This window comes from Antarctobacter heliothermus (genome assembly GCF_900188425.1).
Classification (GTDB): domain Bacteria; phylum Pseudomonadota; class Alphaproteobacteria; order Rhodobacterales; family Rhodobacteraceae; genus Antarctobacter; species Antarctobacter heliothermus.
This window is the reverse complement of sequence record NZ_FZON01000051.1, coordinates 1-16,307: the sequence shown is the minus strand read 5'-3', so window position 1 is coordinate 16,307 and position 16,307 is coordinate 1. Positions and strand designations below refer to the sequence as shown.

16 protein-coding genes are annotated in these 16,307 nt (G+C 61.4%); 13 read left to right on the top strand and 3 right to left on the bottom strand.

Annotated features, from left to right (window positions below):
* Nucleotides 1-6 precede the first annotated feature (6 nt).
* Nucleotides 7-1,239, top strand: a complete 1,233-nt coding sequence (locus CHB90_RS20130; protein WP_089279632.1) for a Tm-1-like ATP-binding domain-containing protein — start codon at nucleotides 7-9, stop codon at nucleotides 1,237-1,239.
* Here CHB90_RS20130 and hpaR read toward each other — a convergent pair.
* Nucleotides 1,236-1,673, bottom strand: a complete 438-nt coding sequence (hpaR, locus tag CHB90_RS20125) for a homoprotocatechuate degradation operon regulator HpaR (protein ID WP_089279651.1) — start codon at nucleotides 1,671-1,673, stop codon at nucleotides 1,236-1,238. The two genes, CHB90_RS20130 and hpaR, sit on opposite strands and share 4 nt — an antisense overlap.
* Before the next feature lie 108 nt (nucleotides 1,674-1,781).
* Here hpaR and CHB90_RS20120 point away from each other — a divergent pair, with 108 nt between their 5' ends.
* From CHB90_RS20120 to hpaD, 4 genes are read left to right on the top strand one after another with little or no spacing between them, the layout of a single operon-like run.
* A complete protein-coding gene (locus CHB90_RS20120; RefSeq protein ID WP_089279631.1) occupies nucleotides 1,782-2,171 on the top strand; it encodes a 5-carboxymethyl-2-hydroxymuconate Delta-isomerase in 390 nt (129 codons plus the stop codon).
* Nucleotides 2,168-3,682, top strand: coding sequence for a 5-carboxymethyl-2-hydroxymuconate semialdehyde dehydrogenase (hpaE, locus tag CHB90_RS20115; protein WP_089279630.1), 1,515 nt, complete (start codon nucleotides 2,168-2,170; stop codon nucleotides 3,680-3,682). The genes CHB90_RS20120 and hpaE overlap by 4 nt, the downstream gene beginning before the upstream one ends.
* A complete protein-coding gene (locus tag CHB90_RS20110) occupies nucleotides 3,679-4,095 on the top strand; it encodes an HD domain-containing protein (RefSeq protein WP_245823311.1) in 417 nt (138 codons plus the stop codon). The genes hpaE and CHB90_RS20110 overlap by 4 nt, the downstream gene beginning before the upstream one ends.
* 11 nt (nucleotides 4,096-4,106) lie before the next feature.
* A complete protein-coding gene (hpaD, locus tag CHB90_RS20105) occupies nucleotides 4,107-5,090 on the top strand; it encodes a 3,4-dihydroxyphenylacetate 2,3-dioxygenase (protein WP_089279629.1) in 984 nt (327 codons plus the stop codon).
* An 18-nt stretch (nucleotides 5,091-5,108) separates the two neighbouring features.
* On the opposite strand, the gene CHB90_RS20100 is transcribed toward hpaD, so the two are convergent.
* Nucleotides 5,109-6,350 (bottom strand): L-rhamnose isomerase, encoded by a 1,242-nt coding sequence (locus CHB90_RS20100; RefSeq protein ID WP_089279628.1) that lies wholly within the window; start codon nucleotides 6,348-6,350, stop codon nucleotides 5,109-5,111.
* Nucleotides 6,351-6,375: 25 nt separating this feature from the next.
* Entirely contained in the window at nucleotides 6,376-8,478 is a 2,103-nt protein-coding gene (locus CHB90_RS20095) for a bifunctional rhamnulose-1-phosphate aldolase/short-chain dehydrogenase (protein WP_089279627.1), read from the bottom strand.
* A 187-nt stretch (nucleotides 8,479-8,665) separates the two neighbouring features.
* Between CHB90_RS20095 and CHB90_RS20090 the strand changes: the two genes are divergently transcribed.
* The 8 genes from CHB90_RS20090 to CHB90_RS20055 form a co-directional block, all read left to right on the top strand.
* Nucleotides 8,666-9,472 (top strand): DeoR/GlpR family DNA-binding transcription regulator, encoded by an 807-nt coding sequence (locus tag CHB90_RS20090; protein WP_089279626.1) that lies wholly within the window; start codon nucleotides 8,666-8,668, stop codon nucleotides 9,470-9,472.
* A gap of 38 nt (nucleotides 9,473-9,510) precedes the next feature.
* Nucleotides 9,511-10,512, top strand: a complete 1,002-nt coding sequence (gene rhaS, locus CHB90_RS20085) for a rhamnose ABC transporter substrate-binding protein (protein WP_089279625.1) — start codon at nucleotides 9,511-9,513, stop codon at nucleotides 10,510-10,512.
* A gap of 68 nt (nucleotides 10,513-10,580) precedes the next feature.
* Nucleotides 10,581-12,101: a sugar ABC transporter ATP-binding protein gene (locus CHB90_RS20080; RefSeq protein WP_170941125.1), complete on the top strand. Its 1,521-nt coding sequence runs from the start codon at nucleotides 10,581-10,583 to the stop codon at nucleotides 12,099-12,101.
* A 9-nt stretch (nucleotides 12,102-12,110) separates the two neighbouring features.
* A complete protein-coding gene (locus tag CHB90_RS20075; protein ID WP_089279624.1) occupies nucleotides 12,111-13,094 on the top strand; it encodes an ABC transporter permease in 984 nt (327 codons plus the stop codon).
* Nucleotides 13,091-14,077, top strand: a complete 987-nt coding sequence (locus tag CHB90_RS20070; protein WP_089279623.1) for an ABC transporter permease — start codon at nucleotides 13,091-13,093, stop codon at nucleotides 14,075-14,077. The genes CHB90_RS20075 and CHB90_RS20070 overlap by 4 nt, the downstream gene beginning before the upstream one ends.
* Complete coding sequence (rhaM, locus tag CHB90_RS20065; protein WP_089279622.1) at nucleotides 14,077-14,391, top strand: L-rhamnose mutarotase; 315 nt, start codon at nucleotides 14,077-14,079, stop codon at nucleotides 14,389-14,391. Before CHB90_RS20070 ends, rhaM begins: the two co-directional genes overlap by 1 nt.
* Nucleotides 14,388-15,776 (top strand): FGGY-family carbohydrate kinase, encoded by a 1,389-nt coding sequence (locus CHB90_RS20060; RefSeq protein ID WP_089279621.1) that lies wholly within the window; start codon nucleotides 14,388-14,390, stop codon nucleotides 15,774-15,776. Before rhaM ends, CHB90_RS20060 begins: the two co-directional genes overlap by 4 nt.
* A gap of 290 nt (nucleotides 15,777-16,066) precedes the next feature.
* A partial coding sequence (locus CHB90_RS20055) for a transposase (RefSeq protein ID WP_141135898.1) occupies nucleotides 16,067-16,307 on the top strand: 241 nt, incomplete at its 3' end.

Below are 16,307 nucleotides of genomic sequence, written 5' to 3'. Positions count from 1 at the left end.
GGCGACATGACCGACAAGACCATTCTGGTGATCGGCACCTACGACACCAAGGACGATGAGTTGGGCTATCTGGCCGGGGTGATCCGCGCGCAGGGCGGCAAGGTTGTCACCATGGACGTGTCGGTCCTTGGCGATCCATCGACGCCCACCGATTATTCAAAACACGACGTTGCCGCAGAAGGCGGCAGTTCCATCCGGGCGGCGACCGACAGCGGCGACGAAAACAACGCCATGCAGATCATGGCCAAGGGGGCCAGCCTGCTGGCGGCGCGCCTGTGTACGGAGGGCGTGTTTGACGGGATGATCGTTCTGGGCGGGACGATGGGCACAGATCTGGCGCTGGATGTGTGTTCGGCCCTGCCGCTGGGCGTGCCGAAATACATTGTCTCGACGGTGTCCTTTTCTCCGCTGATTCCGCCAGATCGGCTGGCGGCGGACACGCAGATGATCCTTTGGGCCGGAGGGCTGTACGGGCTCAATTCTGTCTGCAAGGCGTCCTTGTCACAGGCGGCGGGGGCCGTTCTGGGCGCAGCCCGCGCTGTGGAGCGCCCAAAGACCGGCAAGCCCTTGATCGGAATGATGTCGTTGGGAACCTCGGCGTTGAAATATGTGATCCCGTTGAAGCCCGCGCTGGAGGCGCGTGGTTTTGAGGTTGCGGTGTTTCACGCCACAGGCATGGGCGGGCGGGCGTTCGAAAGCCTTGCCGCGCAAGGTGCGTTTGCCTGTGTGTTCGACTTTTGCACGCAGGAACTGGGCAATCATGTGCACGGGTCGAACATCTCTGCCGGGGCGGACCGGCTGACCAATGCGGGCGCGGTGGGGATACCGCAGATCGTTGCGCCCGGATGCTATGATCTGGTCGATATTGTCGGCTGGCAGCCGCTGCCCGACAAATGGAAAGGCCATCCGGCGCATGCACACAACAGGTTGCTGACCTCTGTCGTTCTTGGGGCCGAAGAACGCAAGCAGGTTGCGCGTGCCCATTCGGATCAACTGGCGACGGCCAAAGGCCCCGTTGCGATGATCCTGCCCGAACGCGGACTGGGCGAGTGGGACCGCGAAGGCGCGGATCTGCACGACAAGGAGGGTCTGCGTGCGTTTCTGACAGAGCTGGAGGCGAGCTTGCCCTCCAATGTCACGCGCCACCGGATCGACTGTCACATCAACGATGCCGTGTTTGCGGACAAGGCGCTGGAGATCTTCGATGCCTGGTGCGCGGCGGGCGTCGTTGCGCCCTAGCCCCGAGAACCGGGATCAAGCAATGCCAGAAAGTCCAGCAGCGTTTCGTAGTTTTCGACACCGAGGGTGGTCTTGAATCCCTCCACGATCTGCGCGGCCTGATCTGCGCGGTCGTCGATGATCTGTTGCCCCTCGGGGGTGATCTGGATGATTTGCCGCCTCCGATCCTGATCGTCGCGGGTCTGGGTCACCAGCCCCTTTTCGCGCAAGGTAGCGGCGATCCGGGTCAAGCTGGGGAACAGCAGGCTGGACCGGTCTGCAAGCGTCTTGGCGTCCATCACGCCGTATTCGGCAAGTACCCGCAGCACGCGCCATTGCTGTTCGGTGATCCCGGTTTCGGACAGCATGTCGCGGATCGGTGACATGACACCCTCACGCGCGCGGATCAGCGCGATGGGCAGGGAACGGGATGTCGACGGCAGTTTGGACGTCATGGGGGCCTCGGAAGTTGTCTGAAACGTCACATGCACTGTGAACTTGTTCTTGACAACGCAACAGGAGAATATTTAACCTGACAATAATTAACATGTTAAGGAGATGGCATGCCACACTTCCATATCGACTATTCCGCCAACCTTGAGGGCGTCGTGGACATGGGGGCGCTGTGCGAAACAATCCGCGCAGCGGCGGCAGAGATCGAGACCTTTCCCATGGCGGGCATTCGGGTCCGCGCAACACGGGTGGATCATGTGGCGATGGCCGATGGCAATCCAAAGCACGGGTTCATCGACCTCACCATCCGACTGCGCGAAGGCCGCCCCGCCGACGTCAAGAAGAACGCCATTGACCGCATATTCGCGGCTCTCAAGGGTTTTGTCGGCCCGGCGATGGCAACCCGCTCTGTCGCGCTTTCGGTAGAGATGCGGGACATTGATGCCGATCTTTCTCTAAAGTTCGGGACGGTCCGCGACCATCTGGAGGATACCGCATGACGGTGCTCGACGACAATATCAGCAAACTGAACGGCTATCTGGAACGGTTCCGCATGGCCGGCATCCGCAACCGGATCGGCGGGGCGGATGTGGCAGGTGGGGCAGGGGTGTTCCAGACGATCTCGCCGGTGGACAAGAGTGTGATCTGCGACGTGGCGCATGGCACGGCGGACGACATCGACGCGGCCGCCAATGCCGCCCATGATGCCTTTGCCGCATGGCGCGACATGCCCGCGTTGGAACGCAAGAAAATCCTGATCCGCATTGCCGAAGGGATCGAGGCGCGCGCCGAGGAAATCGCGCTGTGCGAATGCTGGGACACGGGCCAGGCGCTGAAATTCATGTCCAAGGCGGCCCTGCGCGGGGCAGAGAACTTTCGCTATTTTGCCGATCAGGTGGTGCAGGCGCGTGACGGTCAGCATCTGAAATCACCAACCCTGATGAACGTCACAACCCGCGTGCCAATTGGTCCTGTGGGGGTGATCACGCCGTGGAATACGCCGTTCATGCTGTCCACATGGAAGATCGCACCAGCGCTGGCCGCTGGATGTACGGTGGTCCACAAACCGGCCGAGGCGTCCCCCCTGACGGCGCGCTTGCTGGTCGAGATCGCCGAAGAGGCGGGCTTGCCCCCCGGTGTGCTCAACACCGTGAACGGCTTTGGCGACGGCGCGGGCAAGGCGCTGTGTGAACATCCCCGGATCAAGGCCATCGCCTTTGTCGGGGAATCGCGCACCGGCAGCCTAATCACGAAGCAGGGGGCCGATACGCTCAAGCGCAATCACCTTGAACTGGGAGGCAAGAACCCCGTCATTGTGTTTGACGACGCCGATCTGGACCGTGCCTTGGATGCCGTGATCTTCATGATCTACTCCATTAATGGCGAGCGTTGCACCTCATCCTCGCGCCTACTGGTGCAGGACACGATCCGCGCAGAGTTCGAGGCACGGCTGGTCGAACGAGTGAACGCCATCAAGGTCGGTCATCCGCTGGATCCGGCCACGGAAATCGGCCCGCTGGTCACCGAGGAACATTACAACAAGGTCACCAGCTATTTCGAAATCGCGCGCGAGGACGGCGCAACCGTTGCGGCGGGTGGCGTAAAGGCGGGCGATGAGGGATATTTCGTCCGCCCCACGCTGTTCACCAACGCGACCAACCAGATGCGCATCGCGCAGGAGGAAATTTTTGGCCCGGTGCTGACCTCTATCCCGTTCAGCACAGAGGAGGAGGCGCTGCAGATCGCCAATGACGTGCCCTACGGCCTGACCGGCTATGTCTGGACCAATGACCTGACCCGCGCGCTGCGCTTTACCGACAGGCTGGAGGCGGGGATGATCTGGGTGAATTCGGAAAACGTCCGGCACCTTCCCACGCCCTTTGGCGGGGTCAAGGCCAGCGGCATTGGGCGCGACGGCGGCGACTGGTCGTTCGAATTCTACATGGAGCAAAAGCACATCGGCTTTGCCCTTGGTCCGCACAAGATCACCAGACTGGGGACAGGAAAGTGATCGGCGCGGCGTTTGAGATGGCCCTGACCGCGCACCGCGGCCAGACGGATCAGGCGGGCATGGCCTATATCGGCCATGTTGCGCGCGTTGCCGCAGGTGTCGAGGAGGAACGCGAGATCGTTGTCGCGCTGCTGCATGACGTGGTCGAGGATTGCGATGTGCCGCTGTCGCAGGTGGCCGCGCAATTCGGCGAAGAGATCGCCGCCGCCGTCGATGCGATCACCCGCCGGGAGGGCGAGGAGGCCGATAGCTACTATGCCCGCGTCCGCGCCAATCCGCTCGCTCTTGCGGTCAAGCTGTCAGACATTGCCGACAACGCCCATCCGGACCGGCTTGCGCTGCTGGATGCCGCCACGCGCGACCGTCTGGCCCGGAAATACACCAAGGCCCGCGCGGCCCTGAACACGCACTGAGAGGATCCGCCATGCCCGTTCCTGCCCCGAACCTCTACCCCGACTTCAACACCATTCGGTTGAGCCATGTCTGCCTGAACGTCAAAGACCTTGCTGCGTCGAAACGGTTTTACACCGACATTCTGGGCCTGCAGGTCACGGATGAGGACGACGCCCATGTCTATCTGCGCGCGATGGAGGAACGCGGCCACCACTGCGTGATCCTGCAACAGTCCGATCAGCCCGGCACAGTCGGGGTCATGGGGTTCAAGACCTTCGACGAGGACGATCTTGACCGGGCAGAGGTCTATTTCCGGGGCAAAGGCCGCCCGACAGAATGGGTGCAGCGCGCCTATCAGGGCCGTACGCTGCTGACCTCGGACAACATGGGCATTCCCCTGGAATTCTATCACAAGATGGACCGGCTGGAGCCGATCCATCAGAAATACGCGCTGTATCGCGGGGTCAAACCGCTACGGATCGACCATTTCAACTGTTTCAGTCCTAACGTGGATGCCTCCGTGGCGTTCTACAGCGACTTCGGCTTTCGCGTGACGGAATACACCGAGGACGAAGACAGCAAGCGGCTGTGGGCCGCATGGATGCACCGCAAGGGCGGAGTGCATGACATGGCGTTTACCAATGGCACCGGGCCGCGCATGCACCACGTTGCGTTCTGGGTGCCGACGCCGCTGAACATCATCGACCTGCTGGATCTGATGTCCACAACGGGCTACGTCTCGAACATCGAACGCGGTCCGGGGCGGCATGGCATTTCCAATGCCTTCTTCCTCTACATCCTTGATCCCGATGGCCATCGGATAGAAATCTACTGTTCGGACTACCAGACCGTCGACCCCGATCTGGAACCGATCAAATGGGATCTGAAAGACCCGCAGCGGCAGACCCTGTGGGGCGCGCCCGCGCCGGAAAGCTGGTTCAAGCACGGCACCCGCTTTGTCGGGGTGGACACCAGGGATTCGGACATTCAGGCCAGCCCGATCATCGCGCCGTAGACGGGCTGGCCATGCAGCTTAGCCGCGCCCGGCAACCTTGGCCTGATAGCCGTCCAGTTCGCGGATGAGACCCTGACCGACCGGCGTGCCCATCCGCGTACAGAACTCTTCCCAGATGGCGCCAAAGGGCATGTCCTTGAACTCTTCAGTCACGACAAACCGGGTTGTGTGGTCCAGCGACGTTTCCGCCTGCCTGAGACGGTACAGCGGCAGCAACATGGCCCGCAGCAACGACTTTTGCATGTTGCGCGTGCCGATCACCCAGGCCGCCGTCCGGCTGATGGTGGCGTCGAAAAAGTCCAGCCCGATGTGGGTGCGACCCAGCAGATCCCCGCTGACCAACTCATTGGCCATGGCCTGAATGTCGTCGTTCAGCAGGATCACGTGATCACTGTCCCAACGCATGGGCCGCGAGACATGCAGCAGGATCTCATCCAGCGACAAGGCGCAGGCGGACAGCTTGTCCGCGATGTTCTCGGTCGGGTGGAAATGCCCCATGTCGAGACACAACAGCGTGCCCTTGCGGATCGCATAACCCAGATAGAATTCATGGCTGCCGACGGTGCAGGCCTCGACCCCGATGCCGAACAGCTTACTTTCGACCGCATCGCGCATCTGCACCTTGTCCTGAGGGGCGGCAAACATGTCGTTTAGTGACGCCTCCAGCCGGGTGCGCGCCGCCATGCGATCCACCGGCGTGTCCTTGAACCCGTCGGGCACCCAGATGTTGTTGATGCAGGGACTGCCCTGCGCCGCGCCCATCTGTGCCGCGATGTCCCGGCAGCGACGCCCGTGTTCGATCCAGAAGTCGCGGATGCCCTTGTCCGGGTGCGCCAGGGTCAGGTTGTCGTCCGCCTTGGCGTGCGCAAAAAACGTCGGGTTGAAATCCAACGCGATGCCCGCGTCGCGCGCCCAGTCCACCCAAGGGGTGAAATGCCGAAACTCGATCTCATCGCGCCCCGGTGTTTCATCCGTGTCCAGATAGATGGCGTGCAGGTTCAGACGGTGAGTGCCGGGAATCATGCCATAGGCAAAGTCCAGATCGGCGCGCAATTCGTCCGGGGTACGGGCGCGGCCCGGATGGTTGCCCGTTGCCTGAATGCCCCCCCCAGAGGTGCCGGTTGATGCCTCAAATCCCACCACGTCATCGCCCTGCCAGCAGTGCATGGAAATCGGGATGGATTTCAGGGCATCTATCGCGGTTTCGGTGTCGACGCCCCAGTCAGCGAATTGCGCGCGGGCGCTGTCATATTGGCTCATGCTGTTTCCTCCCACAGGCAGTCTGTCAGCGCGTAAACGATTGCACATTGCCGGCATCCACATTCAGGATATTTCCGGTCGACTTGGCCGACGTGTCGGCGGCAAAGAAATAGGCCGCTTCGGCAATGTCCTCGGGCAGAACAGAGCGTTTCAGCAACGACCGCTTGCGGTACATTTCTTCCAGCCCGTCCTTGTCGGTGCCATAGGTTCCGGCGCGCTGTTCCAGCCACTCCCCTTCCCAGATCTTGGACCCGCGCAGAACCGCGTCCGGGTTCACCACGTTCACCCGAATGCCCGCCTCTGCCCCCTCAAGGGCAAGACACCGAGCAAGATGGATTTCAGACGCCTTTGCGGTGCAATAGGCCGATGCGTTGGGGCTGGCGGCAAGGCCGTTCTTGGAGGCGACAAAGACGATGGACCCGCCCATGTCCTGCACCCGCATCAACCTGAACGCTTCACGCGAGACCAGGAAATACCCCGTGCTCAGAATCTCCATGTTCTTGTTCCACAGCGCCAAGGTGGTTTCCTCGACCGGCGCCGACGAGGCGATACCGGCATTGGACACAAGGATGTCCACGCCACCAAATTCGACGGCCATTTCGGCATAGGCTGCGGCAACGGCGACCTCATCCGTGACGTCCATCACCGCGGTGCGTACTACGTCCTTGCCGTATCGCCGAGTCATGTCGTCAAGGGCGGCTTTGAGGCTGTCCTGCGCAATGTCGGCCAGCATCACGCAGGCACCCTCTGCCAGATAGCGTTCCGCCGTGGCCGCGCCGATGCCGCCCGCGCCGCCGGTGATCAGCGCCACCCGGCCCGCCAGCGATTTCGGTTTTGGCATTCGTTGAAGCTTGGCCTCTTCGAGCAACCAGTATTCGATGTCGAACGCCTCCTGTTCCGGCAGCCCGGTGTATTCGCTGACCGAAGAGGCCCCGCGCATGACGTTGATCGCATTGACGTAGAACTCACCCGAAATCCGGGCTGTCGCCTTGTCCTTGGCAAAGGTGATCATGCCGACGCCGGGGACAAGGTAGACCACGGCGTTGGGGTCGCGCAGTGCAGGAGAGTTGTCGTGTTTGCAGCGGTTGTAGTAGGCGGCGTAGTCGTCGCGGTAGGCCGCAATCTGCGTGGGCAACCCGGTCAGAACCTCATCAATGTTGCCCGTGGCGGGGTCATAGTCGACAACCAGCGGTCGGATCTTGGTCCGCAGGAAATGGTCGGGACAGGAGGTTCCCAGCGCGGCCAGCGGCGCCATGTCGTGCGCATTGACAAATTCCAGCACCGCGTCGCTGTCGTTGAAATGGCCGACCATGTGCTGGTTGCCGGAGACAAAGCCACGGATGGCAGGCATCAGGCGGGCGGCGACGGCACGTCGATCCCGTGCGGCAAGGCTGATGTGTTTCGCGCCACCAAAGGCCGGGACATTGGCCGTTTTGTCCGCCAGCCATTGGGTGGCCGTGTTGATCACCTCGATGGTCATGTCATAGCAGGCGCGGGCGGTGTCGCCCCATGTGAACAGCCCGTGGCTTTCCAACACGACACCGTCAGCGTCGGGGTTCTCAAGGCAGAAGTTTTCCAGCCAAAGGCCCAGTTCATACCCCGGCTTTTTCCACGGCAACCAGCCGATCTTGTCGCCAAAGATCTCTTGCGTCAGGTCACGGGAGTTTTTCGATGCCGCGATGGCAATGATGGCGTCTGCATGGACGTGGTCCACATGTTTGCGCGGCACATAGGCGTGCAAAGGCGTGTCGATAGAGGCCGCGCGCGGGTTCAGGCGAAAGGTGCAATGCGGCAGGTAGCCGACCATTTCGTCCTCGAACGCGACGCCGCGATACAGGCCCTTCAGCGCGGTCAGCTTGTCCATGTAGAGCGTGGCAAAACCATCCATCTTGATAGAGCCAATGTCGCCGCCTGATCCCTTGACCCACAACACCTCGACCTGTTCGCCGGTCAGCGGGTCGGTTTCCATCACCTTGGCAGAGGTGTTGCCGCCACCGTAGTTGGTCACCCGCTTGTCCGATCCCAGGATGTTGGAGCGATACAACAGCAGGTCCGACTCGGACATGTCTTGCGCTTTGGTCTGATCCCAACGGTTCTCAAGAAGCTGATTTTCGGTAGTTTTCAACATGGCGTCCTCCCATTTGGCGCCCTGCGCCCGCGATAGAATGTTGCGGCGAAACTGCGTTGGGTGTGACGCAATGTCAATCTAAAACAATCACAATCAATCATGCTGCGGCGCAGAATGACTGATTGTGATTAATAATGATTGACAGGTGCGGCGAATCTGGCCAGTGTCAGCGACAAGGGAGGACGTGATGCACGAAAAAGAGCGCCACAGGATCATTCTGTCTGCCGTTCAGGACAGGCCGGTCGTGACCGTGATTGATTTGTGCAATCTGACGGACGCGTCCGAGGCCACGATCCGCCGCGACATTGCCGCGCTCGACGCGCAGAAAAAACTGCGCCGGGTGCGGGGCGGGGCAGAGGCGATCAGCCCGCCGCAGTTCGTGGGGCTGGCCGGGCGGCCGTTTTCGGTCAGCGAAACCATGCACAGCCGTGAAAAGCAGGCGATTGCCCGCGCGGCTGTCGATCTGTGTTCGGACGGCGATTCCATCATCATCAACGGCGGCACAACCACCTTTCAGATGGTGCATCCACTGGCCTCGCGCCGCTGTCAGGTCTTTACCAATTCGTTCCCGATTGCCGAACACCTGCTGAAGCATTCCAAGAATACGGTCATGCTGTCGGGTGGGGTGATCTACCGCGAACAGAACATCATCCTGTCGCCCTTCGACAATGACGTGACCCGCAATTTTTACGCGCGCCGCATGTTCATGGGGGCGCAGGGTCTGGGCCCGATCGGATTGATGGAGGCCGACCCGCTGCTGATCCAGGCCGAACAAAAGCTGATCGGTCAGGCGGATGAGCTGGTGGTTCTGGTCGACAGTTCGAAATTCGAAAACCGGTCGAGCCTGGTGCTTTGCCCGCTGGACCGCATCGACACGGTGATCACCGATGAGGGAATCCCGGATAAGGTCGCCGCCATGCTTGAGGCTGCGGATGTGACGCTGATCGTCGCCCAATCGGGCGCGGTCCAACAAGTCGGCGGGGCGGCCTCGTAGCCGACCTCAACAGAAAACGTGATCTCAGGGAGGAAACCATGATCCGTCGCAACTTTACCAAACTGCTGGCCGGTGCCAGTCTTGTCGCCAGCCTCATGGGCACCAGCGCCATGGCGCAGGACAACATGCGCATTGCGCTGGTGGTCAAGGCGCTTGGCATCGGCTTTTTCGAAGCTGCCGCCAAAGGTGCCGAAGAGGCCGCCGCCGATCTGGGCAATGTCGAGATCATCTACACCGGCCCGACCGGAACAACCGCCGAGGAGCAGATCGAAGTCATCAATGCGCTGATCGCCCAGCGGGTCGATGCGATCGCGGTGTCTGCCAATGACACGGATGCGCTTGTCCCGGTTCTGAAAAAGGCCATGCAGCGCGGCATCACCGTGATTTCGTGGGATTCCGGTGTGGCACCTGAAGGCCGCCAGATGCATCTCAACCCGTCGTCCAACCCGCTGATCGGCAACATGATCATCAAGCTGGCCGCGGATCAGCTGCCCGAGGGCGGCAAGGTGGCGTTGCTGTCGGCCACCACCACCTCGACCAACCAGAACGTCTGGATCGCCGAGATGGAAAAGGTCATGGGCAACTATCCCGGCATCGAGGTGGTCGGCACTGTTTACGGAGACGATCTGGCCGACAAATCCTACCGTGAGGCGCAGGGGCTGATGCAGAAATTCCCCGACCTCGACGCAATCATCGCACCGACCAGCGTCGGCATCGTGGCCGCCGCGCAGGCGGTTGTGGACGCTGGCAAGGTGGGTGAGGTGAACGTGACCGGCCTTGGACTGCCGTCGGAAATGGCGGGTGCCATCGACAGCGGCGCGTCCAAGTCCTTTGCGATCTGGAACCCGATTGACCTGGGGTATTCGGCGACGATGATCGCCCACGCGCTTGCCACGGGTGAGGCCACGGCCGAACCGGGCGCAGAAATCCCCATGGGTCGCATGGGCACCCTGACTCTGGACGAAAACAACGAAGGCGCGATGGCGGATCCCTTTGTCTACGACAGCTCAAACATCGACGATTTCAAATCGATCTTCTGATCGCCTGATCCGATGTCCTTCGGCCTCGGCGCTGTGACGCGCCGGGGTCCCTAAAACAGATTGCCGACATGCTCATGCACACCCAGACCGATGCCGCGGCAGCGACGGCCCCCATTCTTGCACTCGACGGGATCACCAAGACCTTTCCGGGGGTCAAGGCGCTGGACGGCGTGTCCTTGCGGCTGTTTCCCGGTCAGGTGACAGCGCTGGTCGGTGAGAATGGCGCGGGCAAGTCCACCGTGGTCAAGACATTGACCGGGATCTACCAACCGGATGGCGGTGACATCCTGCTGGATGGCGCGGCCACGCGATTTGCGACCCCGCAGGACGCGGCCAAGGTCGGTATCACGGCGATCCACCAGGAAACCGTGCTGTTCGACGAACTGTCCGTGGCCGAGAACATCTTTATCGGCCACGCCCCGCGCGGCAAGTTCGGTCTGATCGACTGGACCACCATGCAGCGGCGCGCAACAGAGATCCTGCGCAGCATCGGCGCCCAGATTGATCCAGGGCACAAGCTGCGCGATCTGGGCATTGCCAACAAACATCTGGTTGCCATTGCCCGCGCCCTGTCCATCGACGCCCGGGTGGTGATCATGGACGAACCGACAGCGGCCCTGTCTCACAAGGAAATTCAGGAACTCTATGAGCTGGTCGAGACGCTGAAGGCACAGGGCAAGGCGATCCTGTTCATCAGCCATAAATTCGATGAGATCTTTCGCATTGCCGACCGATACACCGTTTTTCGGGACGGGCAGTTTGTCGGCGACGGGTTGATCGACGATGTGACCGAGTCCGAACTGGTCAAGATGATGGTCGGGCGCGACGTGTCTCAGGTCTTTCCGCAGCGCGAAAGCCATATCGGGGATGAGGTGCTGCAGGTGGTCGGATACGATCACCCCACAGAATTTGCCGACATCGGCTTTACCCTGCGCCGAGGCGAAATCCTTGGCTTTTATGGCCTTGTCGGTGCGGGCCGATCTGAATTCATGCAGGCCCTGTTCGGGATCACCAAACCGTCCAAGGGGGTGACCAAGATCGACGGGATGATCCGCATCATCCGTTCCCCCGCTGACGCCATCATCCACGGCGTTGTCTATGTCCCCGAGGACCGTGGCAAACAGGGGGCGATCACCGCGCTGCCGATCTTTCAGAACGTCACGTTGCCCTCACTGGGGCGCACATCGCACCGGGGATTTTTGCGGCTGGCGGAAGAGTTCAGCCTTGCGCGGGAATACACCCAACGGCTGGACCTGCGCGCGGCGTCCTTGGATACCGATGTCGGCAACCTGTCCGGCGGCAATCAGCAGAAAGTGGTCATCGCCAAATGGCTGGCGACCCAGCCCAAGGTGATCATTCTGGATGAGCCGACAAAGGGCATCGACATCGGGTCCAAGGCAGCGGTGCATGAATTCATGGCCGAATTGGCCGCGCAGGGTCTTGCCGTCATCATGGTCAGCTCTGAGATCCCCGAGATCCTGGGCATGTCGGACCGGGTGATCGTCATGCGCGAAGGCCGGATTGCTACCGAACTGGCGGGCGAAGACCTGACCCCCGAAACCCTTGTCCGCCACGCGGCCGGAATCTGAGGACCCGTCATGCTTCAACGCCTTATCACCTCACGCGAAGTCCTGTTGCTGGGGGCCATCGCCGTGTTGCTGGCCCTGATCGCCTCCCGCTTTCCGGCGTTTGTCGCACCGTCGAACCTTGTGGCGGTGTTCAACGATACCTCGCCGCTGATCCTGTTGGCGATCGGCCAGATGGTGGTGATCCTGACCAAGTGCATCGACCTGTCGGTTGCCGCCAATCTGGCGCTGACAGGCATGGTTGTGGCCATGATCAACGTCGCCTTTCCGGGGATGCCGGTTGGTGTCGTCGTTGCGGCTGCCATTGCCTTGGGCACCGTCATGGGAATGGCCAACGGCCTGCTGGTGTGGAAGCTGGGCATTCCTCCCATCGTGGTCACGCTGGGCACCATGATCATCTTTCGCGGTATCATCTTTCTGATTTCTGACGGAAAATGGGTCAACAGCCATGAAATGAGCCCGGCGTTCAAGGCGTTCCCGCGTGCCGAGTTTCTGGGCCTGCCGATGCTGAGCTGGACCGCGATCCTTGCTGTCATTGTCCTGACCATCGTCATGTCGCGGACCACCTTGGGCCGCGCTGCCTATGCGGTGGGCGGCAACCCGCACGCCGCTACCTATACCGGCATAAACGTAGGGCGTACCCAGTTCTGGGCCTTTACCATCTCTGGCGCGCTGGCCGGGCTGACCGGGTATCTCTGGGTGTCGCGCTATGCCGTGGCCTATGTGGACATCGCCAGCGGGTTTGAACTGGACGTGGTGGCGGCCTGCGTGATTGGCGGCATATCCATTGCGGGCGGCATCGGGTCTGTCGGTGGCGCGGTTCTGGGGGCGTTGTTCCTGGGCGTGATCAAGAATGCCTTGCCGGTCGTCAATGTCTCGCCGTTCTGGCAACTGGCCATTTCAGGGGCGGCGATCATCATCGCGGTTGCCGTCAATGCCCGCGCGTCACGGACCAAGGGCCGGATCATCCTCAAGTCAGCGGAGCACGCGGTATGACCGACACAACCCGTTTCATCCCCGACCGGCTGCAATCGCCGCTTCAGAAGCGGCTGAAAAGCTGGGAAACCCTGCTACTGTTGGTTGCCGTGGCCATCTTCATGGCTAACAGCTTTGCCTCGCCGTATTTCCTGAATGCCTGGAGTCTCAGCGACGCGACCTTCAATTTTACCGAAAAAGCGATGATCGCCTTTGCCATGGCGCTGCTGATCATCTCGGGCGAGATCGACCTGTCGGTGGCGGCGATCATCGCACTGGCCTCGACGGCCATGGGGGCTGCGGTTGAGGCCGGGGCGGGTACGCCGGTGCTGATCCTCGTGGGTCTTGGCACAGGCCTGCTCTGCGGCGCGTTCAACGGTTTTCTGGTCACCAGGATGGGCCTGCCGTCCATCGTGGTCACCATCGGCACGATGAGCCTGTTTCGCGGCATCAGCTACATCGTCTTGGGGGATCAGGTCTACAAGGGCTATCCGTCTGACTTTGCGTTCTTTGGGCAGGGGTATGTGTTCTGGGTGATTTCGTTTGAACTGGTGCTGTTTGCCATTCTTGCGGGGATCTACGGCATCCTGTTGCACAAGACCAATTTTGGCCGCGCCGTCTACGCCATCGGCAACAACCCGACAGGTGCGCTGTTTTCCGGCATCCGGGTCGCGCGCGTCAAGTTCATCCTGTTCCTGCTGACCGGGTTGATGTCCGGTATCGCGGCGATCTGCCTGACATCGCGGCTTGGCTCGACCCGGCCCTCCATCGCCTTTGGCTGGGAACTGGAGGTGGTGACCATGGTTGTTCTTGGCGGCATCAACATCCTCGGCGGATCGGGCACCATTCCGGGCGTTGTCATCGCCGCGTTTGTCATGGGGCTGGTGACCTTCGGGCTGGGCCTGTTGAACGTTCCGGGCATTGTCATGTCCATCGTCATCGGCGCGCTGCTGATCGGTGTCATCGCCCTGCCGCGGCTCTGGTCCATGTGGAGGGCGCGCTGATGGAAAAATACGCCTTCAAGATGCAGCTGAATCCGGGCTGTGAGGAGGAGTACCGCAAGCGCCATGACGAGATCTGGCCGGAATTGGTCGCCTTGTTGAAAGAGGTGGGAGTGTCGGATTATTCGATCCACCTTGATCGTGAGACAGATACTCTGTTCGGGGTTCTCTGGCGGCGGCAGGATCACACGATGGCCGTATTGCCGGACTCAGAGGGCATGCGAAAGTGGTGGGCCCATATGGCGGACATCATGGTCACACACCCCGACAACGCGCCCATGGTGACGGAGCTTGCCTGCGTCTTTCACATGCCATGACCACAGGGCATGTCGCGGTCATCGACATCGGCAAGACAAACGCCAAACTGGCGCTGGTTGACCTGACCGATCTGTCTGAATTGGCGGTCATCACCCGGCCGAACCGGGTGCTGCCCGGTCCCCCCTGGCCGCATTTCGATATCGAAGGCCACTGGGCCTTTCTGCTGAACGGATTGCGCGAATTCCACGCGCGCCACGGCATCAGCGCGATTTCGATCACCACACATGGCGCCTGTGCGGCATTACTGGCGCGGGACGGCGCGTTGGCGGCACCGATCCTTGACTATGAACACCCCGGCCCGGATGCGGTGGCCGCCGAATACGATGCGATCCGTCCGCCGTTTGTTGAAACGGGATCGCCCCGGTTGGGGAGAGGGCTGAACATCGGGGCGCAGCTGTTCTGGCAATTCGCCACCGATCCCGGTCTGGCCGCGCGCACGCACCGGATTGTCACCTATCCGCAATACTGGGGCCACCGGCTGACCGGGGTTGCGGCCACCGATGTCACCTCATTGGGCTGTCACACGGACCTGTGGAACCCGCATGAGGGATGTTTGTCGTCGTTGGCCGATACCCTGGAAATCGGGAACAAGATCGCGCCCGCGCGAAAGTCCGGTGATGTTCTGGGGACCATTCTGCCAGACATTGTTGCGCAAACGGGGCTGCCACCGGAGACGCCTGTCTATTGCGGCATTCACGATTCCAACGCCTCGCTGCTGCCGCATATCATTGGCAATGCGCAGCCGTTCAGTGTGGTGTCCACCGGGACGTGGGTGGTCGCCATGGCCGTCGGCGGGCGGGACGTGGTGCTGGATCCGGACAAGGATGTGCTGATCAACGTGAATGCCTTTGGCGATCCGGTCCCCTCGGCCCGGTTCATGGGCGGACGCGAACACGATCTGGCGACACAAGGGACCTGTCCCGAACCTGCCGATCATGACTTGTCGCGTATTCTGACCGAACTGCGGATGCTATTGCCCGCGATGGTGGCGGACTCTGGTCCGTTTCGCGGATGCACTGCGCGCTGGATCGGCGCGGAACCGGCACCGGGAACCGCGCTGCGCAGCGCGGCGGTTGCGCTGTACCTTGCGCTTGTCACGGCGACCTGCCTGGACAGCATTGGCCATCAGGGCGTGATCATCGTCGAGGGACCATTCGCGGCAAATCGGTTCTACTTGCGCATGTTGGCCGTTGCCACAAACTCGACGATCGTTGCTTCGCACAGTGCGACGGGAACCAGCCAGGGCGCCGCCTTGGCAACTTGCGGGGCCATCCCGCAGCCTCTTGCGGCTGATGTGATACCCCCGTCGGAAGAGGCGTTTTATCCTGGTATGCAAGCCTATGCGCAAGCGTGGGCGCGCCATATCGGGAACGCGTCAACCTGACCGGGGACGGGCAGGGGTGGCGCAACCGCAGGCCCGTGGCGCACCTGTCCGCAGGTCAAACAACGACGCCAGACGCCTAGTCCATACCTGGTTTGTTGACTGCGCGGTCTGGCCACTGTCCGCGTGCCAATGTCTGGATGTCCTCAAAGACCATTGTACCCATCCGCTGAATGGATTCAGCGGAATCGGCCGTAACCGCGCCATTGGCACCGCCTGCCTGACGCTGGTGCGATCATCTAGGACACGTGTTTAACGACGTCGTTAACGACGTGTCTTATGCGGGGTCATCGATGCGTGGTGAAATTCTTGGGGTGGAGCGGCGGCGTTTCTGGCGCGATGAGGACAAGCTCGAAATTGTCATGTCGGCTGGTGTTGGTGGGGAAACGGTGACGCAAGTGGCGCAGCGCCACGAGATTACGCGGCAACAGATTTACGCCTGGCGGCATGAGTTGAAGAAGAAAGGTTTGTGGTCGCCCGATGCCGGGGCACTTTTCTACCCGTTGGATATTCCGGTCGCGTCCGGAGTGCCGG